We start from the raw sequence: 24,456 nt of genomic DNA, 5'->3' as shown, positions 1-24,456 counted from the left end.
ATGAATTTGAAATGTTGCCGTTGAGAAATTTAACTGTGCCTCACATTCCTCAACAAGCATTTCATAGAGCACCGAGTCTGTATAAGCACTGTACACTTTAGGATTTGATGCAATCTTGTGATTGGCTATTTTTACTGCTTGATCGTGTAAGTTCAAAGCTTATCCCCCTTTTATCTATAAGTTGTAAAAGCCTACTAGAATAGCACAAAGTGGTATAAAAGCTACCAATGCGCCTCCTAATAACGCTCCTGATACAACACTTAAAATGTATATAAAGCTATTAAGCTCCTGAGCAATAAAATTAACAATTGCGTTTGTTTTACTATTCACTTTTCATTCTCCCTTTGACTTAAGTATCAAACCGTGCTATACTTAAGTCATCTCTAAGATATTTTTTAAACAATAGCCTTTTCAATGTTCGCGCATTGAAGGGCTTTTTTCTTTTGCATTTCTTCTCTAAGTATCAGTGGGAACAATACTGCCACCAATTCTTTTGACTGTTGTATAAAGCTGTTATAATCTTTTCTTTCCGTATCATCTATCACGCCGTCTCTAAGTATTTTCATTAACCTTGGGATTTCTTCCGACACATCGTTATACTCATTCTGTATGTCTAATGCGATAAGTCGTAAATCGCGTCCTTCGTGCTTACACCAGTTTGTTGAAAATACTAAGTCATCTGCGCCATGTTCCTCTGACATATACATCGTATACACTTCTGGATCTTCATAAATTCTTGAGAGAGCAACAACAGTTTCTACTCGTAAGTCCTCTTTACCAAGTTCCCAATCGCTTATCCTTGCTCTATTAACACCAAGTTCAAGCGCAACATCTAGCTGAGATAATTTTTTAGCTTTGCGTGCTTCATATAATCTTGTTCTAAATGCATTTTGTTTCATCCTAATTCCTCCTTGTGCAATTATCTGCACATATGTATTTTATTTGTCTAGGGTTTAGTACTCCCTAGATTTCTTTGATTGTGTATAATATACTCAACACATTTCTTTCGTTTAATTTTTCTATGATACTTGTAATTGTTGTTTTATACTTTCCAACAAGTCAATTTTGGCATCATAAGAGATTGGTTGTTGATTTATATGGTCCATAATTATGTCTGCTTGGAAGCTATATAAATTTTCATCAATCTTCCTTACAGCTTCTCTTGTTTTTGAAGACTGAGCGGCTTTATTTAAAACCTCTTGTAGGCAATCACTTTCAATGTCACCTATACCCCAAATGAGCCTCAATATATCACCTCCTATATAGCTTTATATATTGTATGCTTCATAAAAGTTGTCTTAATCATTACCTATAGGTAATTGTTCATTTAAAAAAATTTTATTAAATTCCTTTGCTGAAAGATTTAGAATATGTATTAGTTTTAAGATTTCTTTTCTTGTGAAGTCTATAACCCCAAGTTCTTTTCTATTATACGTCTTAGTAGCTATCCCAAGCTTTTCAGCCACTTCTTTTTGAGTAAGATTGGCTTGATTTCTAGCCTTCTTTAATAATTCATTATTCAAAAGTTTACCTCCTTATTACCGTTTGGTAATTACATTCTATATTACCAAACGGTAATAGTCAATACTAAAAATGTCTTTTAGGTAACTTTTTTTATTTTATTACTATCACTATATTATAATTTAGGTAATTAAGGAGGGTAATTTATGTCATTATTTAAAGAAAGATTACTTAACCAGCTTGATAAAATAGATATGTCACAAAAAGAACTTGCTGAAAAAACTGATATTACACCTGCTACCATATCTAGATATACCACTGGTAATCGTAACCCTTCTGCTGAAAATGCTAGAAGAATTGCATCAGTGCTTGGGGTTTCTGTAGACTGGTTAATAGGGGTATCAGATTCCCAGAATTTTAATTCGTCTCAGCTATCAAAAAAAGAAAAAGCTGATATTGCCAAAGATTTAGATGAAATTAAACGACAACTGTTAGATTCAGATGAACTCATGTTTGATGGTATGCCAATGGATGAAGAGTCTATTACTAAAATTCTTTCTGCTCTTGAAGTTGGTATGGAAATGGTTCGTAAAAAGAATAAAGAAAAGTATACTCCGAAAAAATACAAAAGATAAGACAACTTGGGGGGAATGCTAGTGGGCATTACAAATGCAGTTCGCAAGCTTATAGAAAAAACTGGAACTTGTGATCCATTTAGGATATGCAAAGAGTTAAATATAATCGTTGTAAAACAATCTTTAGGATCAGAAACTAGAGGACTCATTAGAAAATACAAACGTAGCTATATAATTTGTATTAATAGCGACATGGATGAGTTCCATCAACTTAGAACATGCTGCCATGAGCTAGGACACTATGTATTGCATAAGAATATTAATACACTATTTTTACGTACGTGCACTTATTTAAAAATAGACAAGCATGAAATGGAAGCTGAAGCTTTTGCTGATATGATGATGAATGAATTATTTAAAAATATATAATAAAAATTGTTTAGGGGGATAAAATGCATAATCTACAAAATTATAATGAATCTATTTTTGAAAGTATTAAACATATTAATGAATATGGTGAAGAGTTTTGGTATGCAAGAGATTTACAGCAAGTTTTAGAATATAAACAATGGCGTAGATTTGCTGAAGTTATAGATCGTGCTAAAATTTCTTGTAAAACAAGCAATGGCAATGTATCTGATCATTTTGCCAACGTCGGCAAAATGATAAATTTAGCTAAAGGTGCTCAAAGAGAAGTTGAAGATATCATACTATCTCGTTACGCTTGTTACTTAATCGTACAGAATGGTGACCCTCGTAAGGAAGTTATTGCTTTAGGTCAAACTTATTTTGCTACTAAGACAAGACAGCAAGAACTTGCTGAGCAGTATGATAATTTAAATGATGACCTTAAAAGGATCGCTATTCGTAATGAAATGACACGTCACAATAAAAACTTAAGCGATGCAGCAAGTGATGCTGGTGTCAAGACTCCCATTGAATACGCAACCTTCCAAAATCATGGTTATATGGGACTCTATGGAGGCATGACTGCAAAAGATATCCATGCACATAAAGGGCTCAAAAAAAGTCAAAAGATTTTAGATTACATGGGGCATGAAGAGTTAGCTGCAAATCTATTCCGAGCTACTCAAACAGAGGCTAAGCTGCGTAGAGAAAACATAAAAGGCAAGAAGAACGCAAATGACGCCCATTATGAAGTAGGTGCAAAAGTACGCCAAACAATTGCAGACTTAGGTGGTGAAATGCCTGAAAATCTTCCAACACCTGAAAAAAGCATTCAACAAATTGAACGCAAGTTACTTAAGGAATCTAAAAATAAACAGTAGTCCACCAAATTTCTCATATTTAGTATATGACACGATATCATGAGCTTAGTCATTATGCATTGCATAAAAATATTAATACATTATTTTTACGTACATGCACTTATTTAAAAATAGATAAGCATGAAATGGAAGCTGAAACTTTTGCTGATATGATGATGAATGAATTATTTAAAAATCTATAATAAAAATTGTTTAGGGGGGGGTAATAAATATGGATTATATTATTATTGATATTGAGACACCTTATAGCTTATATCCTGAAGATGGAATTAGAGAATTGGCCGCTTTAGCTGTAAGTAATAACGAAATACTTGATACGCTACATCTTGCAATTATTACTGATCAAGAAGAATATGAAACAGGATACGGAAGTGGACTAGAGGATATTGAAGAAAACACAGAAATGATTGAGAAATTCAAAGCATTTATTAATAAATATCCTACTTTTAAAATAGTTGCTCATAATGCTCCTTTTGAAAAGAAATTTTTAAGATATTGGAAATGGATTGATGAAAATCAAGAGCTCTATTGTACAATGCGTGCCATACGTTATAAATATCCTGGACTACCACACTATAAAATGTCATATCTCCTCAAACATTTTGAAGTTGCACATAAGCAAACTCATACAGCTCTTCAAGATGCAATGGATTTATATGAAATTCTAAAAAAAGCTGAGCCAGATACATGGATACCTGTTGGAGTAGACCGCAACAATAAACACTATGACCCTGAATATGAGCGTTTACAAAAAGAAGAGCTAAAACAGAGGCTTGAACAAGCACGGCAAAATATAATCAACAATATTTTCAACAATAAAAACGTTGTCTTTACTGGGAAAATGGCTAGTGATAGAAAAACAATGCTTGAAATAGCTACAAAATATGGGGCAAAAGCTACAGATAGTGTTACCAAAAAAACTAACCTACTTGTTGTTGGTGAAAAAGCTGGAAGTAAACTTGCAAAAGCCCAATCTTTAGGAATTAAAATTATTACTGAAGAAGAGTTTTATAAATTAATCTCTTTTAAGTAACCATTTCGCTGAGGTGAGCGAGATGCTTAGAATATTTTATTGAGGGCACCAAAACATCTGATATGCCAAATAGAAAAGTAAAATAAATTTAGGACAGCATGCTTTTTTGATATACATGCTGTCCTGTCATAACATACATATAACTTCAAAAATATAAAATAATGAAAGAGGGATTATTATGTTTTCCAATTTACAACAAACGCTAGCAATTTCAATAACTGCTCCTATTATACCTGAACAAATAAATGAAAAGTTAGCAGACAAAGTTGGCAAAGAAATATTCAAAGGAGACAACATTCAACAGATTTTAGGCTCTAATTCATTTTTACAAACTACTTCTCATGATAAACAAATTGAATGTATTATTGAACCTAATAAAATTCAATGTTCTACCTCCTTTGCTGGAAAAGTTACATCTGAAACATTCACTCTTCTTACTACCCATATAACAAAAATACTTGATGTATTTATGATATCACCTAATAGTATGCCTATTGCTATTACATTAACCTGTCTCCCTGACTATGAGCATGCAATGGAAACCTTAAAAGCATTATTTGATTCATCTATCTTCCAATTCCCGAATATTAAAGGTGGTGGTATACGTCTCTTTACCCATTCATCAACCCCTGATATACTTGCCAATGAAATATTTATCGAACCATTTCTTAGAGATGATAATAGGGCATATGTACAAGGTTCATTTAAATATGCCCAAGTGCCACTTGAAACTCTCCATACAACTTGTTCTAATGATATAGAGTCTTACTATACTATGTTGTCTTACTTAGCAAGGCTACGTTCAAATGGAGGTATGTAATAATGGCTGCTAACCTCAGAGTAGTTGGTATAGATGAAGTTACTCAAATGCGTAAAAAACAATTTGAAGATACAAATCTTCGTCAAGATATACAAAACTCTCCAATTCCTCCCTCTGACTCTTCCATGTCGTCAGAAAACATTGTACAATATGAGCATACCAACAATCGATATGGGCATAGTATAAATAGTGAAAACAACTCTTTTAGAGAAGGTGGGTATATGGAAAACGATAAATTATTAGAACAGTACATCTCAAAAATGGCCAGAGATCAATCCGACTTAAGGGCTGATATCAGAGCGAGCGAACAACGTCATTTAACATATTCTCAAGAACTTGAAAAGAGAATGCGTGAATCTGAGCAACGTTGTATTGAAAAGTCAAATGAAATTGAAAAACGCATGGATGAACGTATGGAACGTCTATCATTATTAGTTGAAAAACAAAATGATTTAATAGCTCAGAAATTCGATAAGTTAGAAGATATGATTGATGCAAAAATTGAGAAGCTTAATGACAAAATAGAAACCTCTGCAAAAGACAATCAAAAGTTTATGTGGGGGATTACATTTACTATAATAGGTTTAGCTATTGCAACGATAATTGGTCTTGTACAGATTGTACTGTCTGTAAAGTCTATGTCTGAACCAGTAACCTATTATACTAATTCGCCATCAGTTTCCTCTACAATTAATCCAAATACTCAAATACCACAAGAATAATTTAGAGGATACATTGTTATCCTCTTTTATTTTTAATTTCTTACGAAAGGATTTGTATGATATGAATATCGCTATATACTCTCGAAAAAGTAAATTCACTGGCAAGGGTGAATCTATAGAAAATCAAATTCAACTTTGTAAAGACTATGCTACCACTCATTTTGAAGATGTAGAATTTAGAATATATGAGGATGAAGGTTTCTCTGGTGGAAATACTGACAGACCACAGTTTCAACAATTATTAGAGGATATTAAAGCGCGTAAGATTAATGTATTAATGTGCTATAGATTAGACCGTATCAGCCGTAACGTATCAGATTTCTCCTCTACTTTAGAAATGCTTGAAAAGTATAATGTAAACTTTGTAAGTATCAAAGAACAATTTGATACTTCTTCTCCTATGGGGCGTGCCATGACTTATATCTCTAGTGTATTCTCTCAGCTTGAGAGAGAAACTATCGCTGAACGTATTCGTGATAACATGATCCAATTAGCCAAGACTGGAAGATGGCTTGGTGGAATCACACCAACAGGATATAGGTCACGTGAAATAACATCAATAGATATCAATAATAAATCTAGAAAGATGTATGCATTAGAAGTTATCCCAAATGAAGCTGAAACAGTAAAGCTTATCTTTGATAAATTTATAGAGTTTAGAAGTATCACAAAGCTAGAATACTATCTTATTCAAAATGATATTAAAACTAAGAATAATAAAAACTACTGTATTGCATCAATTAAGCTAATTCTTACTAATCCAGTATATGTTCAAGCAGATTTACTTACCTATGATTATCTTCTCTCTAAAGGTTATGCTATTTATTCTCAAAAAAATGAGTTTACAGGGCATAATGGGCTTATGGTATATAATCGTACTAAACAAACAAAAAAAGCTAATATAAGCCTAAAAGATGCGTCAGAATGGGTAATTGCAATAGGACAACATGAGCCTATTGTGACAAGTTCAGTTTGGCTACAAGCTCAAGAAATAATTAACCGAAATAAAGATAAGTCTATTCGACGTGTCAAAAGCACAGAAGCTTTATTATCTGGCCTACTTAGATGCCAATGCTGTGGAAGCTACATGCGACCAAAAAAGAATCGTAAAAGTGCAGATGGAACCCACTGGCACTACTACTATATATGTGAGCTTAAAGAAAAGAGTCAAGGGAAAAAATGTAATGTGAAAAATGTACCTGGGCACACTCTTGATAAAGCTATTATCAAAGAAATCAAATCACTTAGCTACGACAGCTCTGCATTAAGTGATAAGCTCAGCAAGGACAAAATAGTCATAAGCACATCTCAAGAAAGCCTTGAAAAGTCTATCAAGGCTACTGAAAAACAAATTGAAACACTTGAGATTGAAATAAGCAATTTAATTTCAAATCTATCTGAATCAGAGAATTCTATTGCTAATAAGTATATTCTTAACGAAATCAATGCCAAAGGGGCTGAAGTCGAAAGGCTGCAATCATTAGTAGCTAAAAAACGCAAAGAGCAACAGGCTACAGATATGCAAACTCTTAATATTGATTTAATGCAGCATACTTTATCTCAAATATCCTCTATAGAAAATGCAAGTATAGAACTTCAACGTTCTTGTTTGAAATCCATTATTGAAAATATTACTTGGGATGGAAAGGATGCACACATTAACTTATTTGGAAGTAAGTCGCTGGGGGAGCATTAAAATTGTTTCCACAGCAACTATATAGCTTCTGAGATATCATGCGTCACTAAAATAGCATCTTTATTCTCCTGCCTAATAATTTTATAAATATCATCACTTACCATTAGTCTAGTCTGATAGTCTAAGGCTGAAAAAGGTTCATCTAGCAATAAAACATCTGGATCTGTAGCAAGAGTTCTGATTAAAGCTACACGTTGTCTCATACCTCCAGAAAGCTCTTTCGGATATCTGTTTCTAAACTCCCATATACCATATATCTTAAGTAAATGTTCTATACGCTCTAGTGCTTTAGTTGTAACCTTATGCTGAATTTCAAGACCAATTGTAATGTTATCCATAATAGTCCTCCACTCAAGCAAGTGGTCTTTTTGAAACATGTATCCAATTTCCCCTTCTATTTGTACCTCTCCACTGGTTGGTTGAAGTAATTTTGTTAATATATTAAGGATAGTAGACTTACCACTACCTGATGGTCCTAATATACCTAAAATTTTCCCCCGTTCCAAAGCTAAGTTGACATCTTTTAAGACGAGTATTTCACCTTCATCTGTATAAAAGTTCTTATAGATATTTTTAAGCTCTATAATACTAGCCACACCATTCCCTCCCTAGTATAATCTGTATCTATTTCATAATATTAGCCTAAACAGGTGAAAGTGCTTGTTTATTCTTTTTTATTTGTCAAAATTCTCCCTTTTGGTCAATAATTTTCTTTCTAAATGCATAAAAAAAGAAGTGCCCCTATACGGCACTCCTTTTCTATGCTTTCAAGTTGGTTATCACTTGCAAGATTATATTATGATTGTAAAACAACTGCATAAGTACAGATTCTTCTATTAAAGTATTTAGAGCATCAAGTCCTGGAATCATCATCATAAAAGGAACTATTAAACAAATGAGCCATACAATTAAGACCCCTTTAATAAGACCTACTATAAAACCAGCCCATTTATTAGCTGTTTTTAAAATAGGTAATTTGGCTACTAAGTCTAGTACCCCTACTCCTATTGCTAATCCTACTCTCACAAAGATAAAACATATAACGACTGCTATACCCATAATACATAGATCAGCTACAAAAGTTGCCATATACTCTATAAGAGAGTTTACACCTAACAATTGATAAATTTCAGGATTGTTATTCCTCACAATCTTATCTGTAATAAAATCAGGCATCCAACCTAATGATTCTTGTATAATAGCAGCCTGCCCTTGTAATCCTATACTACCGATTTCAGGTAGTCTATCCATCATCCACGATCTAATACCATCATATATAGGTGTCAATTTAAGGATAGCCTCAATAACAGGATAAATAAAGAAAGCTAATACAAGCGCAATAAGTGATGATAGGAGTCCATAAACTGTTTTTATAAAGCCTGCTCTCGCTGCCAGGCAAGCCGTCCCTAAAATAATTAGTAAAATAATAATATCTATCACTTTATACTTCCTCCTTCAGACATACCGCTAAGTAGCCTTACCTCATCTTTGGTCACTGCTATAAGCTTATTACCTACATAGAGCACTTTATCCACATCTTGAGTAGCCTCAAAGGTAAATTTAACTTCTCCTTTTTTTGTATACCCTGTAAATTTATTATCTTGCCCAATAATAACACCTTTATCTGTTGCATTAAAATAGGTCACTGTTTCTTCAAATTCTTCTTCGTAGACTACTTCTCCTACTTCATTAAAGAGAGTTAAGCAATCTCCTGAACCTTTACTTGCTCCTTTTTTTGTACTTAGAACAGGTAAGTACCCTGCCCCTTTAAGTTCTCCATCTATGTAAGGTGTATATTTTAAGTAAAGGTTAGAGATTTCTTTAATCTTCTCCCCTTGAAGGTTATAGAATGTAATTCTATGGTCACCTATAGCTGCCCATGTAGAGTTATTTAGGAATTCTATTTCATAAATAATGTTATCCTTCTCTTCAATGCCATACTTCACATTAAAAACCTTCTCTTCTCCTGTCTTATTAATTATAAGACCATTTAGGACTGAAGTAATAACAGGATTATAAATATCAATATAATTAACTAGTAGTAACTGCTTATCCGGTGTAACTTCTGCACTCACTGGAAAACCTGCATCTTTAATATAAGTTACACCTTCTACTGCATCTCCTAGCCTTTCACCTTTACTATTATAAGCTGCTGTAATATGTCCATCTTTTGTTTTTTCTATTAGAGCAACATCCCCATTGCCATTAATAGAAAAATATATAATAGGATTACTTGTCGTAATCTCTCCCTTTTTACCTTTATCATTAAAAATAGCTAGTTTCTGATCATTTTTATTCATCAATGCAAAATAGGTGCCTTTATGCTTTACAATAGGCTTGTCTATGGTTAAAGCATTATTCCATACCTCATTTCCTTTTAGATCGTAAGCTGTAACACCATCTTGAGTAAGTCTGATAATCTGATTTCCACCCGTTGCTATGTATTCATTTTCTTCTTCTGAATGCTTGAAAATGACTTCTCCTAGCTGATATTTAACTATCTCTGCACTTGGGTAACTTATGTATATAACAGCAATTCCTATCATACAAATAAGCAACATACCAATCAGTACCCACGTTGCCTTCTTGCCTGCAGGAAGAAGCTTTTTATCCTTCTTCACTTTCATTCCTCCTATATCCTCATTTTTCTTATCCCTATCATACACTATTCGTATCATATTTCAAAGTTTCTTTCTTTATTTAGATATAAGAGTGAATCTTAATCAAGATTCTATAAGTTTTCTATACATTTCTTCATAAACTTTAGCAGAGTGATTCCATGAAAAGCATGTATTCATAGCATTTAATTGTACCTGTTTAAAATCTTCCGGCTTCTCCATATATAAAGTATAAGCTTCTTGAATTTTTCTATAAAGCCAATACCCAGAGTAATCTACGAATTCAAAACCTGTTCCTTCCTTTGTCTCTTCATTATAATGAATGACGGTATCTTTAAGTCCCCCTGTTTGCCTTACAATAGGTACACTTCCATAGCGCATAGCCATAAGCTGTCCTAATCCACAAGGCTCAAAAGCAGATGGCATTAAGAACACATCAGAAGCTGCATAAATTTTTTGTGCAAGGGATTCATTAAAGGTTAAAAATATGCCTGCACGCTTGCCATACTTATAAGAGAAATGTTTAAACATATTCTCATAGTCTTCATCTCCTGTGCCTAATAAGACAAATTGAACATCCATGTTCATAATTTTATCCATCATCCAGCTACCTTCTAATGTCTGCTTTAATAAATCAAACCCTTTTTGATCTGTTATTCTAGAAATAATACCTATCATCATACAATCTTTTACTTCAAGTCCATACTCTTCTTGGAAAGCATGTTTATTTACTTTACGGTCTTCTAAATGTTCTATGTCATAATGTTTATAAATATGAGGGTCTGTCTGTGGATTGTACTTATCATAGTCAATACCATTTAAAATACCACAAAGTTTTCCATAAAGTTTCTTCTCTAATAATTGATTAAGGCCACAGCCATATTCCCATGTCTTAATTTCTTCTGCATAGGTTGGGCTTACTGTATTAATTTGATCACAATATAAAAGGCCCGCTTTCATATAACTTAAACCACCATGGAACTCTAATGTTTCAGATGTAGCATAGTGCTCTGAAAGTTCTAATACATCCAATACTTGTTCTTTACCAAAAATACCTTGATACTTCATATTATGAATAGTAAATACAGTTTTTATATCCTTATAAAAAGGTTCATATTTATATTTTTCACTAAGTAATAGTGGAATCGGCCCTGTCTGCCAGTCATTACAGTGAATAATATCTGGTTGAAAATCAATATGTTTAAGTAAGTCTAATACAGTTTTACTAAAGAATGCAAAACGCTCATAATCATCATGATGGCCATAAAATTCATCTCTATAAAAATAAGCATCATTTTTAATAAAGTAAGTTGGAATAATGGTATCATCATAATATATACCTGCACCTTGATTTCTCCAGTTAAGTCTCACATTAAAACTTGTTAAAAAGTGACTGGCATGGTCAAAAAATTTATTTTCTATTTGATGATAATACGGCATAACAACACGAACATCTAAACCATTTTCTTTTAATTGTTTTGGCAGTGCACCTGCCACATCCGCTAATCCTCCTGTTTTTGCATAAGGTGCTACCTCTGACGCTACAAAAAGACATTTTAATGGTTTATTTTCCACCTTATAACCCCCTCCTTGATTAAATTATTTTTATTATAATAAATCTTCAAATAAATTACCAGCAGATTATTCTGCTGGTAATTTTAATTTTTGACCTACGTAGATATCATCACCATTTTCGATTTCATTAAGAGCAATGATTTCCTTTGTTCTCAACTCTGTTTGATAATGGTCAAAACTAATTTTTCTTAGACTATCCCCTTCTTGAACAACATAAGTAATATAATCTTCTTCTTGAGTTGCAGCTTCTACAGCTTGCTCCCCCTCTTTATTAGTAGTAGCTGCTTCTTCTGCTATATCTACCTGCTCTTCATTTGTAACAGGTGTTTCTTCAGCTGGCTTTTCTTCAGCCGGCTTTTCTTGTGCTACTTCTTCTACTTCTTCTTCGACCACTTTATCTACTGTTACTTCTTCTTTTGGCGCATTAGCTTCTTCACCTGTACGATCTATAATTGTTACATCTGGTGTAGCGGCATCTATAGCTCCTTCTGGATTAAATACAAACTGCGCATTAGCTTCTTCACCTGATGTTGAGACATCTTGCCCAGTAGCTGCTTCTTTAGATGACATTTGAGCAAGTTCTGCTTGAAGTCCATTAATTTTTGCATTTTGATCATTCATTTTAAGGATAACTGCGGATAAAGCTAAAAGTGCAATACTTGCAGCTACTACAGTTAAATTCATCTTTTTCTTGTGTTCGTATTCTTTCTTTCTAATCTTTCCAATCTCTCTAAATTGGTTAACCACATCATCTTCCGTCTCTTCTTTTTCTACAGAAATAAAAGGTCTGTCTAACATATACTGTTGCATACAAGGATTCTTATCATAGTACATGTAATAACCACTTTGTTCTTTCAAAGTGTCATCTTCATATACATAGAAGGTTTCTATTTTATTAATAGGGTCTACTAATAAAAGTAGTGTCCCCTCTCTATCAAAAATCTCTCTATGTGCTTTCACTTCTTTCATTGTAAGCATAGTGCCATACCCTGGCTGCATATGTAACCATCCAAGTATTTTTGCACCTTGGAAATAACTTTCTTTTTCTTCTTGCAAAGCCTCTACAGCTTCTTCATTAATCCATTCATCTACTGTAGAAAGCTTGTCCTTGTCAATAGGCATAATGCCACAGATAATCATCTCTCTGCTCTCTGGATAATATTCTCCTATAATAGCCGCTGAGTGCTCACAAGATAAGTCTGTATTTGCATATTGATAAATATAAGTATAAACGTAGTCTTCTAGGTAAATAACATAGTCACAATCTGTGTCCCCCATTGGCCTTACTGAGTCAATATTCTCAATAAGCGTGTTGTATCTTTCTTCCGATTTTTCACTTCCTTCATTTGATCTATCTCTTGCTTCTTCTACAGAAATAACGCTAGCCTTGTTTTCTTGTACAGTTTGTTTGTCCTTATTCTTCTTGTGTGGATCGTAAATTATTGTTCCCATAGTATACTCCTTCCATTTTTATCCATATTTACTTCCCAAGCATACTATACATTATCTAAATAATTTAACCTTTCCTGTCGAGGTACTCTATTTTTTTATCCCTCTTTTTTTACAGAAGAAGACATACTAATTTTTTCCATAAATAAATATGAAATAAACTGGTAAACTATATTACTATGAAAGTGGTGATATGTTGTGAATGCTCCGGCTCAAAAAAAACTTCGGCCTACCTACATCAGTGTCGATGACCCAAAACACTTTATCTCATTTTGTGAGTTATTAGATTCTCATTTAGCTGCTCTACTGCCTCTCCATCATCATGAATTAGTCATTGTATGTATTGGAACGGACCGTGCAACTGGTGATAGCCTGGGGCCTCTCATTGGTTATAAACTTACCGACCTAGATTTTGACCACGTACATGTTTATGGCAACTTAGAGAACCCTGTCCATGCAAAAAATCTGGAAAACATGACCAAAACACTTAATGACCATCATCCAAATGCCCTCGTTATTGCCATTGATGCCTGCCTAGGTGCCATGGAAAACGTAGGCTCTATTGCTATTGGTGAAGGATCTATTAAACCTGGTGCAGGGGTACAAAAAGAACTAGAACCTATTGGTCATCTTCACATTACTGGTATTGTAAATTTTAGTAGTTTCATGAACATGGTTGTTCTTCAAAATACTAGACTCTCTCTAGTCATGAAGATGGCAGATATTATTTCTGCCGGACTTAGACATTCTATCTGGAAGTACTATAGTTACAAAAATCAGAGAAATGACTAAAGGCATACAAGTTAAAATAACTTGTATGCCTTTAGTCTATTTTTTATTCGGCTCTAAAATGTTCTTAAGCTTTTTAATAAGTTGATAGAACAGGAAGATTCCTGCCCCAAATACCAAAATACTTGAGAAAGTAGATGCTACCATTTCTTGCTTTAATAGGCTTAAAATCCCCATATAAAGTAGTGGATATACTAAATATAACACCGAAAAAGTAGTTATAAACCATAAAGTTCCTAAAAAGGTCAGCATTTTAATTGAAGGAATACCTTTCCTAGCTAAAACAATAATAAAGAATCCTACCATTAAAGAAAGAAACGGTACACTCACATCAATTCCTAACTTCATTCCTGTAAGCATCATAATTACTGTAATAGGAAAGATATTAATCATAAAAATGGTTACAAAAAAGAATACTTTTATCAACAAATTTCTTACTACATTTTTTGAAGGCTTTTTACGTTCCACTAAAAGTTTTGTAAAATCATTCATTTCATAAACAACTAGCACAACTGCATTAATAAGCATCCAACCGAACATAATGATATTACCAAGTGGTGTTGTTGTAAAAACAGGTATCTTTGCACCTAACACTAAGAAAAGTACAAATGCTAAAATAGATAAAACTTCAAATATATAAATTTTTTTACCATGATTAAGTTCTAATTTGATTTCTGCGAACATTCTGTTCTCCTCCATCATTCTATTCTTTCTCTTATCTTAACATAAAAAAATAAAGAGAGTAAGAATATTTTAGAGTTCTAATTTTAAATCACCAAACTTGATTAAACCTTTTTTACGCATAATTTCAGCAAAAATAAAACTTAATACTCCAGGTAATACAAAGAGGACAAGTATAATAGCTAGGCCTGTATATAAAGGTGAGTACGTCTCACTCATAGTCTGCCATGTGAAAATAGGGCCTACTAGACCTGCTGTTCCCATTCCAGCTCCTGCAGCTATATTTTCCATTTTAAATATTACTGTTGCAATAGGCCCTGTAATAGCACTTGCAAGTGTAGGCGGTATCCAGATAAGTGGATTACGTACAATATTAGGCACTTGTAACATAGAAGTTCCTAATCCTTGCGCAAGTAGTCCCCCTACTTTATTCTCCCTATAACTTATAACTGCAAATCCAATCATTTGCGCGCAGCACCCTGCTGTTGCTGCACCTCCTGCAAGGCCCGAAAGCCCTAACATAAGTGCAATAGCTGCTGAACTAATAGGTAATGTTAAGAACATCCCCATAAGAACTGAAATAATCATACCCATTAAAAGCGGTTGAAGTTCTGTTGCTGCACTAATAACCTGACCAAGCCCTGTCATAAAGTTTGAAATAGGCGGTCCTAAAGCCACGGCCGTCATACACCCTACTACAATCGTTACAGCAGGTGTCACTAATATATCCAACTTTGTTTTACCTGCTACAAGCATACCAATCTCAAGGCCAATAACAGTAGCTAAGAAAGCGCCAACAGGATCTCCAGGTCCACTTAAAATGACACTGCCTTCTTGGATTAATGTATTATTAATGAATCCTGTTGCATAAGCTCCAATTAAACCATTAATAGCACTTGCATAAAGTACAAGCTTAGATGCACCTAGTTGATGTGCTGTACCAATAGCAATTCCTACACCTGTAAGTACTGTTGCTAAACTTGCAATCCCAAGAAGTGCATTCCCTATGGCAGTTCCCGGAAAGAATAACCCTACTTGCTTAATAATTAGTCCTATAATAAGTGTACAGAAAAGACCTGATGCCATACCACCTAGGCCTTTTATTAAATATCGATCTATAAACTTTTGCATATGAATCCCCCATTACTTATGTAATGAGGCAATCATATCATGTGTCAAGACAGTTGTCAAACACTATGCTAAATAGCCTTTTTGTCTTAGTTCCTCTTCAATAATATCTAACTCTTCTTCTGTAGGTGCTTCTATAGTATGCATATGTACGCCTGCTGTTAGTACTGAAAGAAGAGCTGCTTCATTATGTCCTACCTTCTCGGCAAAGGCCTTTACATCCCTTCTTGTTTTTAGCATTAAATCACCTGTTAGGTCTCCATATACACCATGACTTACTATTACATTACGTACTCTGCCACCATTATCTACCACCGTATTCAGTTCATCTTCCATTTGTTCAGCTGTATGCTTAACAAGTATTACTCGCCTTACCATATTGCCAGCCTCTTGATTAAGGATATAGCCCCTAGCTGTTGCAAGTAAGTCATACCCTTCTGCTCTTAGAAGTGCAATATCTTGTACGACAACTTGTCTACTAATTCCAAAAGCATTACCTAGCTTTGCCCCACTCATAGGTTTAGTAGCCTCTTGAAGCATTTTAATCATTTCTATACGCCTTGTTTGACCATCCATTTGTTCACCCTCTTTCACTAGTTCCTTCCATTTCTAATGACAGTATAGCAAAAAAAGAGGATGTTGCAAATTTTGCCACATCCCCCTATATAAATTATTTTATTAGCTATTAATACGTTTAATAAGTGTTTCTCTAAGTTCTTCATAACCTTTTTTGCCAAGAAGTGCAAACATGTTTTTCTTATACTCTTCTACGCCTGGTTGGTCAAATGGATTTACACCTAGTAAGTATCCACTGATTCCACATGCTTTTTCAAAGAAGTAAATAAGTTTACCCATTGTGAAGGCATTAAGTTCTGGAATGTTAAGTACTAAGTTTGGTACACCGCCGTCCACATGTGCAAGAAGTGTGCCTTCAAAAGCTTTTTTATTAACAAAGTCCATTGTTTGACCCGCTAAATAGTTAAGTCCATCAAGGTCAACTGGTTCTTCTTCAAGTACAACATCAAGTTTTGGTGATTGCACATTAAGAACTGTTTCAAATAACATTCTTTGTCCATCTTGAACGTATTGGCCTAATGAGTGAAGGTCTGTTGAGAAGTTTAATGATGATGGGAAAATACCTTTATTATCTTTTCCTTCACTTTCAGCATAAAGTTGTTTCCACCATTCACCGAAGTATTGTAAGCATGGTTCATAGTTTACAAGAATTTCTACATTTTTCCCTTTTCTAAGAAGTGCATTTCTTACTGCTGCATATTGATAACATGCATTTTCTTTAACATCTGCATTACTATATTCACTTCTACCTTCTGCTGCACCTTGCATCATTTCTTCAATATCAATACCTGCTACCGCAATTGGAAGAAGACCTACTGCTGTAAGTACTGAGAATCTACCACCTACATCATCTGGAATAACAAATGTTTCATATCCTTCTTCTTTAGCAAGTGTTAGAAGTGCCCCACGATGTGCATCTGTTGTTGCAAAAATACGTTTTTTGGCTTCTTCTTTACCATATTTATCTTCCATGTATTTTTTGAACACTCTAAAAGCAATAGCTGGTTCTGTTGTTGTACCTGATTTAGAAATAACATTTACACTTACTTCTTTGCCTTCGCATACATCAAGTAAGTTTCTAAGGTATGTACCTGAAATGTTATTTCCTACGAAAAATACTTGAGGTAATTTTCTCTGTTCTTTTGATAAGCTGTTATAGAAAGTATGAGTTAATGCTTCGATACAAGCCCTTGCACCTAGGTAAGAACCCCCGATACCAATTACAATAAGTACATCTGAATCTGCTTTAATTTTTTCTGCTGCTTTTTTTATTCTATCAAACTCTTCATGGTCATAGTCAACAGGTAGGTCAATCCAGCCTAAAAAATCATTACCTGCTCCTGTTTTTTCATGAAGCATTTCATGTGCTAGGCTAACTTGTTTTTCTAAACAATCTAATTCATGTGCTTGTAATCCTGTTTTAGAATAATCTAAAGTGATTTTACTCATATTTATCCTCCTCATTTTAAGGCTCATGTCGCTACCCCTGATGTATTGCCCGCCTTATTTACTTTTCTATTATAAACCACCTTCTACATCTTTCCAATAAGTGTAAATTAGGTTTTATGCACTTTTTATTCTATCACACTTTCTTACTTTTTTTAATTATATCTCCCACAACTTCTTATCTTTCATAAAAAGGATGCTGCACTTTTACAGCATCCTTTTACTTTAAAGTAGTGGATGTTCCGCCTTTGCTTTAATTCTTTCCCATCTACGGTCTATTTCTGCCTGCGTAGCTTCTAGAATTTCTGCATACTGTGGACTCGTAGCAATATGCTTTGTCCTTGCCATGAGTTTATAAAATTCACTAATTGGCACTTTCTTATTATTCTTTTCTGGATTATAACTAAGGGCTGTAATTCCCTCTTCTACTTCATAAAGTGGATGATAACAGCTATTAACTGCTGCTTCCATAATTTTAAGAGCTTCACGTGGCTGATGTCCCCAGTTCAGCGGACATACAGATACAGCTTTCATAAATGCCATACCATGATGATTCGCATAATACTGTGCCTTAGCTGCTTTTTTCATAAAATCCGTAGGATTAGTCTCTGCTACTGTTGCTATATAAGGAATATTGGTTGCAGCAAAAATCTGTGGTGAATCTTTTGTAAATGTTTCTTTTCCCTTTTGGGCAGGGCCCACATGTGAAGTAGATGTTTTAGCACCTTTTGGTGTTTGATAAGATAACTGGTAACCTGTATTCATATACCCTGCATTATCATATTCAAAAATAATCATACCATGATTCCGTAGCGCTGCACCGATAGCTGGTCCCATACCAATGTCTAAACCACCGTCACCTGTAACCATGATAAATGTAATTTTTTCATCTTGTGGTATTTCACCACGTCTTTGCTTCTCATGATACATTTCTACAATACCAGATAAAGTAGGCGCCCCATTTTGGAAAAGATTATGCACATAAGTTGTTCTAAACGCTGTCTTTGGATAACAAGTACTTGTAACCATACCACAGCCTGTTTGGAATAACAGCACAACATATCCTTCAATACCTTTAAGTAGAATATTAAGGTTAGTAAAAATACCACATCCTGGGCAAGCCCCATGTCCACCTACAATACGTTTTGGCATCTTAGTAGATTGAATAGGGATACCACCTTTTACAGTTATCTTCCCTGTCTCTTCATTTTCCGTTACTGTTGTAATACCTGGTGACTGCTCTTCTAAAGTAAGTGGTTTGAAATATTGGTGAGGGTTATACCCCTCTTTACCTGGATATTGACCAAAATAATCAAACTTAGTAACTTGTTTATTCTGACTCATAGCATAAGCTTCTTCTAATAATACTTTTGCATCACTAACATAAAAATCTTTTCCTGATAATCCATATACACGACTTGCTGTATCTATAGCCATTTTGTAGTCTTGCAAAGTCGCTTTCACTTCGAGTGACATGTTACCGCCACCTGCACCATAGCTATCTTGCCTATCTGCAATCATAAGGGCCTTTATATTTTTTACTGCATCATAAATACCTTCTTTAGGCCAAGGTCTTATAGCATTAATAGTAAAGACGCCTACCTTCTTGCCTTCTTCCCTTAATTCATCTACTGCTACTTTAGCTGTACCATAAGAAGAACCTAATATAAAAAGTGCAGCTTCTGCATCTTCCATCTTATAACTTTCAACAGCAGTATAGTAACGTCCTGTAAGATCACCAAACTCTTTAAAAACAGCATCAATAATATTCCTTGATTCTTCCATAGCGAGATGAAGTTGATATTTGTTGTTGATTAAATCGGGCTCATTCATATAAGAACCAAAAGTAGCTGGATGCTCTACATCAAGCGCACTATATGGAGGATGATATTCTCCTACAAAGCCCTGTACATCTTCATCATGAGTAATCACATAGGTACGACGTTTTTGATGGCTCGTAAAGAATCCATCAAAGCCTATAATAATAGGTAGCAAAGCTTTCTCTGCTACTTTAAGTCCAATAATATTCATATCATAAACAGCTTGTGGTGTCTGTGCATATAATGTAATCCACCCAGTATTAAGTGTGTACATAATGTCACTATGGTCACCCTTTATAGATAAAGGCCCAGATACTGTACGACACGCAAGATTAAGTACCATAGGCATACGTGTCCCTGATTGGACTGGGAATTGCTCTAATGCATATAAAAGTCCATTGGCTGAAGTCGCATTAAAGACTCTTCCACCTGCTACAGTCCCACCATAGCAAATACCTGCTGCACCATGTTCACCATCACCAGGGATTAGCTTTACATCATGAAGTCCCGCTGATTTAAGTAAATCAAGATGCTCTGCAATTTGTGTAGATGGAGTAATAGGAAAATAACCCATCATATGATAGTTAATTTGTTTTGCTGCATAAGCTGCAAGTTCATTTCCACTGTCATAAACGACTGTTTGTTCTACCATATTCATTCCTCCTGTTCTATTGTAATCGTATTGTTTGTAACACCTGATTCAGCATCTACGATAGAATTAGATCCCATATCTTCAAACTCTACTTTTGTCTGAATGAAATCCCTATATGGTTCATGCATAGACCATACATCTACATCTCTTTCTAGGGCTTCTGTAAGCGCATCTGTTGGGCAGATTTCTACACATCTTAGGCAACCCTTACAATAGTGATAATTAACGCCTGTATTAACCATCTGCTGCTTCCCTTTATATTCTCCTTCTGCAAAAACAAGTGCCATTTCAGGACAGGTAATATCACATAATCCACAATTAATACACTTTTCTACATGAAATACAGGGACTTTCCCTTCTCTACTAGCTGTCATATCATTATTAGCCATACTTGCGAAAAGTGGATTAATGCCACCTATAGGTGCATTTTCATAACCCCAGTCATATTGAACATCTTTATAAGGTACATAAGGGTATCTGTCATCATTTTTAAATTGCTTTGAAGTAACCTCTTCATAGCCCCGACGAATCCCTCTTAAGTTCCCTTCAAGTGCATTAGGATATTTACGACCTATCGTATCTTTTACTACCGCTTCTACTGCCTTAAGAGGAATAAAGCCCGATGCCTTCGCAATGGTACCTAATATAACCATATTAATACGTGTCTTTTCTTCCATAGCAATTTTAAGTGCATCAACGCAATATACGCTTCCACCATAGAGCTTGAGCATTTCTCTTATTTCATCAGGACTTTTATCTGTATTCATAACAACTGCACATTCTTCATCTACTCCTGCGGTTACAGCTACTTTTCCTGCTAATGCCTCATGGAAAATACCTAATATATATGGTTTTTCTACAGGTGTAATAACACCAATAGCTTGATCTTCCTTACACCACCTGATAAAAGATTTAAGAGGTGTCCCCTTCTTTTCTGATCCATAGCTTGCAAAACTTGAACTGTTAAGTCCTAATGCCAAAGCACCTACTTCTCCTAAAATCTTACCGCTTAAATTTGCTCCCAAGCCGCCAATACTCTCAAGTCTCATCTCGTAGAACCCATATTCATTGGTCTTAGGTAAATCTATTTTATATTCAGCCATTCATTTACCTCCTTTTTATTCCTCTCTCTGATTTATTTTATGGAGATAATGTTTTTTCATACAAAAAAGCCCCCTATTACTCATAGGGTGCTATAATTTTATATCTATTTGACTCAAAAGCATCTTAATGTCTTCTTCTCTAATATGCTTTTCATTACTACTTACTACTTTAGCCTGCTGGTACTCCTGAAGCTCAGTCTCTAATTTTTCAATCTTATCTAGTAAGACTTTTACATCTTTCTGTTTTTCTATCCATTTAATCTCTGTAGGATACGTATTTCTAACATAATCTTGTAATTTAATAAAGAGTTGTTCTCTTTGCTCATGAATACCTTTAAAAATACCTAACAAGGTAATCATGATACATAATACTGTACTCACTACAATAAAGATAAAATTAGAGATAGAATAACCTGGCTTTGTACTAAGAATTTCTAATACAATTTGGATACATAAGACTATCCACATAATAAGCTTACTTTTTATAGCTATATTTTGTACCACATAATAAGGGAATTTCCCTACTTTCTTCTCATAGAAAGCCGCCTGAATCATTGCTTCTATATCTATGTGATCACTTTCTCCTACTTCATAAGCTTTCTGATACTTTTCGGTTAAATCTCGTATAAAAGCAATTTCACTTCCTGTTTTATAAGCCTTTGGATTGTGATAGATTTCTATACTCTTTTCAATCTTGCTAAAGTGATTTTGTAACATAGTGGTCGCAAATGCTACTGCTAACGCTAATATGGTATTTATACCAAATAGTATCCCTATCATATATACCCCCCATTTGCCTCTCTTTAGTTCCATTATACCATTTTTTTACATTAGTACAAGTTTCTTTAAAGTTTAGCTCAGGTCAATATTTATATATACTCTACAATCCCTTCAATCATTTTACTTACCTGGCGTGCCGCTAAGTTCACAAAGTCATCAAAGTTCATTTCTATACCATTACCAGCTCTATCTGAAATAGTACGTAGCATAACAAATGGAATCTTATTCATATAGCATGTATGGGCAATGGCTGCCCCTTCCATTTCAGCATAAAACGCAGTAAAAGTTGAATAAGGTTCTTCCTTTATTTTTACACTTGCTGCAAATTCATCCTGGCTTTCAATGTGCCCTATCCATACTTGATGTTCTTTAAGAACTTTATCTGCTACTTCTTTTGCACATCCTATAAGACGCTTGTCTGTTTCCCAAAATACATTTTCCACTTCGCAGTTTGTATCTGCAGGCATATCTATATCACTGGCAATAATAACATCACCAATATTAACGTCTGGATGAAGCCCTCCTGCTACACCTATATTCATTATATAGTTAGCTTTAAATCTATCGATTAGAATTTGTGTACATATGGCCGCATTTACTTTACCATTTTCACATCTTACCACAATAACTTGTGCATCCTTCATTGTAGCCTCATAAAAATCCATTCCTGCAATTTGATGGATTTCTCGAAGCTCTATTCTTCTACGAAGAGCAATGATTTCCTCTTCCATTGCACCTATAATACCTATTGTCTTCATGTGCATTACTCCTTCCAATAGCTTAAGCTTATTATACTACAAAAAGTATTATTCCATAAAGTACAAATAGGTCATTATAGACAGGATCCCTCTTCTATAATAACCTATTGCTTTCTAATAAACTTTTTGTAATTTGTTTATTAAAGTCTGATTAAGTGTCTGAATAACCTGCTGCCTATCTGATTCCCACTTAGCTGCAATGAAATCCATATAATCAATAGCTGTATCTATGATGATATTAATCCATCTAATAATTTGCTCCGGCCGTAATACTTGTGAATACAGAATAACAACTTCCCCTGTTGTAAAATTCACTTGAATATCATTTATGCCATTTAAAAGTTTAATAGCATCATAAACGTATGGTGCAAATTCAACGTAATCCTTACTAAGATTAGATAAATTTGCCATTCTTATGTGTAATTCTCCTGGCATATTACTCAAAAGTTGCATCTTAATATAGTTCTTTATAAGCTGTTTTTTAAGACTCATCATAATTCCCCCCTCCAATTCTTACAAAGCTAAATTCTAAGCGCGTCTCTACCTTTATTCATATGCCCTCCTTAACTTGTTTTATGATTAAAGTTCTTCTAGTTTACCTACTCTCTCAAATCCTACATTTATGCCTTTTTCACAGACTCTAAGTTGATGGTCATAAAAGATATTAAGTTCCATAGTACTTCCAAGTGCTTCATCTATTTCCCTTAACATTGCTCCCTTATTAGGTGCTTTTAAGACACTTCCTTCCTTTTTATCCACCTTTACATGTATAAGTTCTTTACCTTGTCTAATTGTTATAAGAAGGGACTCTGGTTCATCTTTAAAAAATTGTATTGATGCCCCTGTATAAGTGGTAAATATCCTTGTTTTTCCTTTTATACTTAATGTACACAGTACACCTGTAAAAGACATTCCTAAAAAAGGTATCTTGGCTATAGCCAACATAAAAGATAAGTCCTCTCGTCTAAAATGGTTGCATTGTATCCATATATAACTACTTGGAAAACTCGTTCCCCAATCTCTTTCTATATATCCCTTACCTCTGTTAAAATCATATAGCGTATGATTTAAATGTATTTCTCCTTGCAACGTATGTTGCATAGAGACTATATCATGGTAACATTCCATAAAAGGTAAATAAGCAAATGGCCCCATCAAACCTCTTTTCCATAACTTGCGTGACAGTGGAGTAAGAGATTTAAATTCTATCTTCCCCTCTAAAATTAAATTTTCTTCTTTAATATGCAATTTCATATAAGTTGATGTAAAGATATTCTCTTCTATTTGGATATGAAAAGGCTCCGTGCGGTAAAAATAAGATTCTATATCGTATGAAATATAATAACTCTTTAAATCTTTAGAGCTTAATACTTGTATAAAAGCTACGGGTTCTATCCCTTGTGTACTTCCCACAATTACAGCAAGTGTTTGATCTGCTGTAGCACACTTAAAGTACCATCCTTCAAAATACTTTTCTTTCATTTT

The 24,456-nt window shown here is 34.2% G+C and carries 28 protein-coding genes; 9 read left to right on the top strand and 19 right to left on the bottom strand.

Annotated elements, in window-relative coordinates; all coding sequences use genetic code 11:
- Positions 1 to 174 precede the first annotated feature (174 nt).
- The 4 genes from H8718_RS11340 to H8718_RS11325 form a co-directional block, all read right to left on the bottom strand.
- Positions 175 to 330 carry a CorA family divalent cation transporter gene (locus H8718_RS11340; RefSeq protein WP_249332981.1) on the bottom strand — a complete coding sequence of 52 codons (156 nt, stop codon included), beginning with the start codon at positions 328 to 330 and terminating at the stop codon, positions 175 to 177.
- Between the two features lie 65 nt (positions 331 to 395).
- Positions 396 to 899, bottom strand: coding sequence for a helix-turn-helix transcriptional regulator (locus H8718_RS11335; RefSeq protein ID WP_249332980.1), 504 nt, complete (start codon positions 897 to 899; stop codon positions 396 to 398).
- 120 nt (positions 900 to 1,019) lie between these two features.
- A complete protein-coding gene (locus H8718_RS11330) occupies positions 1,020 to 1,247 on the bottom strand; it encodes a hypothetical protein (RefSeq protein ID WP_249332979.1) in 228 nt (75 codons plus the stop codon).
- 51 nt (positions 1,248 to 1,298) lie between these two features.
- Entirely contained in the window at positions 1,299 to 1,523 is a 225-nt protein-coding gene (locus H8718_RS11325) for a helix-turn-helix transcriptional regulator (protein WP_249332978.1), read from the bottom strand.
- A gap of 144 nt (positions 1,524 to 1,667) precedes the next feature.
- Between H8718_RS11325 and H8718_RS11320 the strand changes: the two genes are divergently transcribed.
- From H8718_RS11320 to H8718_RS11290, 8 genes are all read left to right on the top strand, one after another.
- Positions 1,668 to 2,096, top strand: coding sequence for a helix-turn-helix transcriptional regulator (locus tag H8718_RS11320; protein ID WP_249332977.1), 429 nt, complete (start codon positions 1,668 to 1,670; stop codon positions 2,094 to 2,096).
- A 21-nt stretch (positions 2,097 to 2,117) separates the two neighbouring features.
- Entirely contained in the window at positions 2,118 to 2,465 is a 348-nt protein-coding gene (locus H8718_RS11315; protein WP_249332976.1) for an ImmA/IrrE family metallo-endopeptidase, read from the top strand.
- Positions 2,466 to 2,488: 23 nt separating this feature from the next.
- Complete coding sequence (gene dinD / locus H8718_RS11310) at positions 2,489 to 3,325, top strand: DNA damage-inducible protein D (protein WP_249332975.1); 837 nt, start codon at positions 2,489 to 2,491, stop codon at positions 3,323 to 3,325.
- A gap of 26 nt (positions 3,326 to 3,351) precedes the next feature.
- A complete protein-coding gene (locus H8718_RS21080; protein ID WP_408646577.1) occupies positions 3,352 to 3,507 on the top strand; it encodes an ImmA/IrrE family metallo-endopeptidase in 156 nt (51 codons plus the stop codon).
- 29 nt (positions 3,508 to 3,536) lie between these two features.
- Entirely contained in the window at positions 3,537 to 4,358 is an 822-nt protein-coding gene (locus H8718_RS11305; protein WP_249332974.1) for a BRCT domain-containing protein, read from the top strand.
- Between the two features lie 178 nt (positions 4,359 to 4,536).
- The gene (locus tag H8718_RS11300; protein ID WP_249332973.1) at positions 4,537 to 5,178 is read left to right on the top strand and encodes a hypothetical protein; all 642 of its coding nucleotides are present in this window, start codon (positions 4,537 to 4,539) and stop codon (positions 5,176 to 5,178) included.
- Positions 5,179 to 5,180: 2 nt separating this feature from the next.
- A complete protein-coding gene (locus H8718_RS11295; protein WP_249332972.1) occupies positions 5,181 to 5,900 on the top strand; it encodes a hemolysin XhlA family protein in 720 nt (239 codons plus the stop codon).
- Between the two features lie 61 nt (positions 5,901 to 5,961).
- Positions 5,962 to 7,596 carry a recombinase family protein gene (locus tag H8718_RS11290; RefSeq protein ID WP_249332971.1) on the top strand — a complete coding sequence of 545 codons (1,635 nt, stop codon included), beginning with the start codon at positions 5,962 to 5,964 and terminating at the stop codon, positions 7,594 to 7,596.
- Between the two features lie 17 nt (positions 7,597 to 7,613).
- On the opposite strand, the gene H8718_RS11285 is transcribed toward H8718_RS11290, so the two are convergent.
- From H8718_RS11285 to H8718_RS11265, 5 genes are all read right to left on the bottom strand, one after another.
- Positions 7,614 to 8,192, bottom strand: a complete 579-nt coding sequence (locus tag H8718_RS11285; protein ID WP_330597659.1) for an ABC transporter ATP-binding protein — start codon at positions 8,190 to 8,192, stop codon at positions 7,614 to 7,616.
- Positions 8,193 to 8,355: 163 nt separating this feature from the next.
- Positions 8,356 to 9,036 (bottom strand): CvpA family protein, encoded by a 681-nt coding sequence (locus H8718_RS11280; RefSeq protein WP_249332970.1) that lies wholly within the window; start codon positions 9,034 to 9,036, stop codon positions 8,356 to 8,358.
- Positions 9,033 to 10,217 carry a DUF5711 family protein gene (locus tag H8718_RS11275; RefSeq protein ID WP_177672063.1) on the bottom strand — a complete coding sequence of 395 codons (1,185 nt, stop codon included), beginning with the start codon at positions 10,215 to 10,217 and terminating at the stop codon, positions 9,033 to 9,035. Before H8718_RS11275 ends, H8718_RS11280 begins: the two co-directional genes overlap by 4 nt.
- 102 nt (positions 10,218 to 10,319) lie before the next feature.
- Complete coding sequence (glgA, locus tag H8718_RS11270; RefSeq protein WP_249332969.1) at positions 10,320 to 11,789, bottom strand: glycogen synthase GlgA; 1,470 nt, start codon at positions 11,787 to 11,789, stop codon at positions 10,320 to 10,322.
- 66 nt (positions 11,790 to 11,855) lie between these two features.
- A complete protein-coding gene (locus H8718_RS11265; RefSeq protein WP_249332968.1) occupies positions 11,856 to 13,241 on the bottom strand; it encodes a LysM peptidoglycan-binding domain-containing protein in 1,386 nt (461 codons plus the stop codon).
- A gap of 195 nt (positions 13,242 to 13,436) precedes the next feature.
- Here H8718_RS11265 and yyaC point away from each other — a divergent pair, with 195 nt between their 5' ends.
- Positions 13,437 to 14,030, top strand: a complete 594-nt coding sequence (gene yyaC / locus H8718_RS11260) for a spore protease YyaC (protein WP_177672060.1) — start codon at positions 13,437 to 13,439, stop codon at positions 14,028 to 14,030.
- 36 nt (positions 14,031 to 14,066) lie between these two features.
- On the opposite strand, the gene H8718_RS11255 is transcribed toward yyaC, so the two are convergent.
- From H8718_RS11255 to H8718_RS11210, 10 genes are all read right to left on the bottom strand, one after another.
- Positions 14,067 to 14,711, bottom strand: coding sequence for a hypothetical protein (locus H8718_RS11255; RefSeq protein WP_249332967.1), 645 nt, complete (start codon positions 14,709 to 14,711; stop codon positions 14,067 to 14,069).
- 69 nt (positions 14,712 to 14,780) lie between these two features.
- A complete protein-coding gene (locus tag H8718_RS11250) occupies positions 14,781 to 15,839 on the bottom strand; it encodes a PTS transporter subunit IIC (RefSeq protein ID WP_249332966.1) in 1,059 nt (352 codons plus the stop codon).
- A gap of 63 nt (positions 15,840 to 15,902) precedes the next feature.
- The gene (locus H8718_RS11245) at positions 15,903 to 16,412 is read right to left on the bottom strand and encodes a transcription repressor NadR (RefSeq protein WP_249332965.1); all 510 of its coding nucleotides are present in this window, start codon (positions 16,410 to 16,412) and stop codon (positions 15,903 to 15,905) included.
- Between the two features lie 102 nt (positions 16,413 to 16,514).
- Positions 16,515 to 17,861: a glucose-6-phosphate isomerase gene (locus H8718_RS11240; protein ID WP_249332964.1), complete on the bottom strand. Its 1,347-nt coding sequence runs from the start codon at positions 17,859 to 17,861 to the stop codon at positions 16,515 to 16,517.
- 222 nt (positions 17,862 to 18,083) lie between these two features.
- A complete protein-coding gene (locus H8718_RS11235) occupies positions 18,084 to 20,330 on the bottom strand; it encodes a thiamine pyrophosphate-dependent enzyme (protein WP_177672056.1) in 2,247 nt (748 codons plus the stop codon).
- 2 nt (positions 20,331 to 20,332) lie between these two features.
- Positions 20,333 to 21,433, bottom strand: a complete 1,101-nt coding sequence (locus tag H8718_RS11230; RefSeq protein ID WP_249332963.1) for a 2-oxoacid:acceptor oxidoreductase family protein — start codon at positions 21,431 to 21,433, stop codon at positions 20,333 to 20,335.
- A gap of 90 nt (positions 21,434 to 21,523) precedes the next feature.
- The gene (locus H8718_RS11225; RefSeq protein WP_249332962.1) at positions 21,524 to 22,213 is read right to left on the bottom strand and encodes a BAR domain-containing protein; all 690 of its coding nucleotides are present in this window, start codon (positions 22,211 to 22,213) and stop codon (positions 21,524 to 21,526) included.
- Between the two features lie 89 nt (positions 22,214 to 22,302).
- A complete protein-coding gene (locus H8718_RS11220; RefSeq protein WP_249332961.1) occupies positions 22,303 to 22,971 on the bottom strand; it encodes a 5'-methylthioadenosine/adenosylhomocysteine nucleosidase in 669 nt (222 codons plus the stop codon).
- A gap of 114 nt (positions 22,972 to 23,085) precedes the next feature.
- Positions 23,086 to 23,463 carry a hypothetical protein gene (locus H8718_RS11215; RefSeq protein ID WP_249332960.1) on the bottom strand — a complete coding sequence of 126 codons (378 nt, stop codon included), beginning with the start codon at positions 23,461 to 23,463 and terminating at the stop codon, positions 23,086 to 23,088.
- 87 nt (positions 23,464 to 23,550) lie between these two features.
- A complete protein-coding gene (locus H8718_RS11210; RefSeq protein WP_177672051.1) occupies positions 23,551 to 24,453 on the bottom strand; it encodes a tocopherol cyclase family protein in 903 nt (300 codons plus the stop codon).
- Between the last annotated feature and the right edge of the window lie 3 nt (positions 24,454 to 24,456).

This window comes from Zhenhengia yiwuensis (assembly GCF_014384995.1).
GTDB classification, from domain to species: domain Bacteria; phylum Bacillota; class Clostridia; order Lachnospirales; family Cellulosilyticaceae; genus Zhenhengia; species Zhenhengia yiwuensis.
This window is presented reverse-complemented; position numbering and strand designations above follow the sequence as displayed.

Bases quoted from the DNA above. Each gene is read 5' to 3' on its own strand.
- H8718_RS11210 (WP_177672051.1), bottom strand. From the start codon at position 24,453: ATGAAAGAAAAGTATTTTGAAGGATGGTACTTTAAGTGTGCTACAGCA.
- H8718_RS11245 (WP_249332965.1), bottom strand. From the start codon at position 16,412: ATGGATGGTCAAACAAGGCGTATAGAAATGATTAAAATGCTTCAAGAG.
- dinD (WP_249332975.1), top strand. From the start codon at position 2,489: ATGCATAATCTACAAAATTATAATGAATCTATTTTTGAAAGTATTAAA.
- H8718_RS11220 (WP_249332961.1), bottom strand. From the start codon at position 22,971: ATGAAGACAATAGGTATTATAGGTGCAATGGAAGAGGAAATCATTGCT.
- H8718_RS11250 (WP_249332966.1), bottom strand. From the start codon at position 15,839: ATGCAAAAGTTTATAGATCGATATTTAATAAAAGGCCTAGGTGGTATG.
- H8718_RS11305 (WP_249332974.1), top strand. From the start codon at position 3,537: ATGGATTATATTATTATTGATATTGAGACACCTTATAGCTTATATCCT.
- H8718_RS11320 (WP_249332977.1), top strand. From the start codon at position 1,668: ATGTCATTATTTAAAGAAAGATTACTTAACCAGCTTGATAAAATAGAT.
- H8718_RS11215 (WP_249332960.1), bottom strand. From the start codon at position 23,463: ATGAGTCTTAAAAAACAGCTTATAAAGAACTATATTAAGATGCAACTT.
- H8718_RS21080 (WP_408646577.1), top strand. From the start codon at position 3,352: ATGACACGATATCATGAGCTTAGTCATTATGCATTGCATAAAAATATT.
- H8718_RS11255 (WP_249332967.1), bottom strand. From the start codon at position 14,711: ATGTTCGCAGAAATCAAATTAGAACTTAATCATGGTAAAAAAATTTAT.
- H8718_RS11290 (WP_249332971.1), top strand. From the start codon at position 5,962: ATGAATATCGCTATATACTCTCGAAAAAGTAAATTCACTGGCAAGGGT.
- H8718_RS11235 (WP_177672056.1), bottom strand. From the start codon at position 20,330: ATGGTAGAACAAACAGTCGTTTATGACAGTGGAAATGAACTTGCAGCT.
- H8718_RS11225 (WP_249332962.1), bottom strand. From the start codon at position 22,213: ATGATAGGGATACTATTTGGTATAAATACCATATTAGCGTTAGCAGTA.
- H8718_RS11335 (WP_249332980.1), bottom strand. From the start codon at position 899: ATGAAACAAAATGCATTTAGAACAAGATTATATGAAGCACGCAAAGCT.
- H8718_RS11300 (WP_249332973.1), top strand. From the start codon at position 4,537: ATGTTTTCCAATTTACAACAAACGCTAGCAATTTCAATAACTGCTCCT.
- H8718_RS11295 (WP_249332972.1), top strand. From the start codon at position 5,181: ATGGCTGCTAACCTCAGAGTAGTTGGTATAGATGAAGTTACTCAAATG.
- H8718_RS11265 (WP_249332968.1), bottom strand. From the start codon at position 13,241: ATGGGAACAATAATTTACGATCCACACAAGAAGAATAAGGACAAACAA.
- H8718_RS11230 (WP_249332963.1), bottom strand. From the start codon at position 21,433: ATGGCTGAATATAAAATAGATTTACCTAAGACCAATGAATATGGGTTC.
- H8718_RS11240 (WP_249332964.1), bottom strand. From the start codon at position 17,861: ATGAGTAAAATCACTTTAGATTATTCTAAAACAGGATTACAAGCACAT.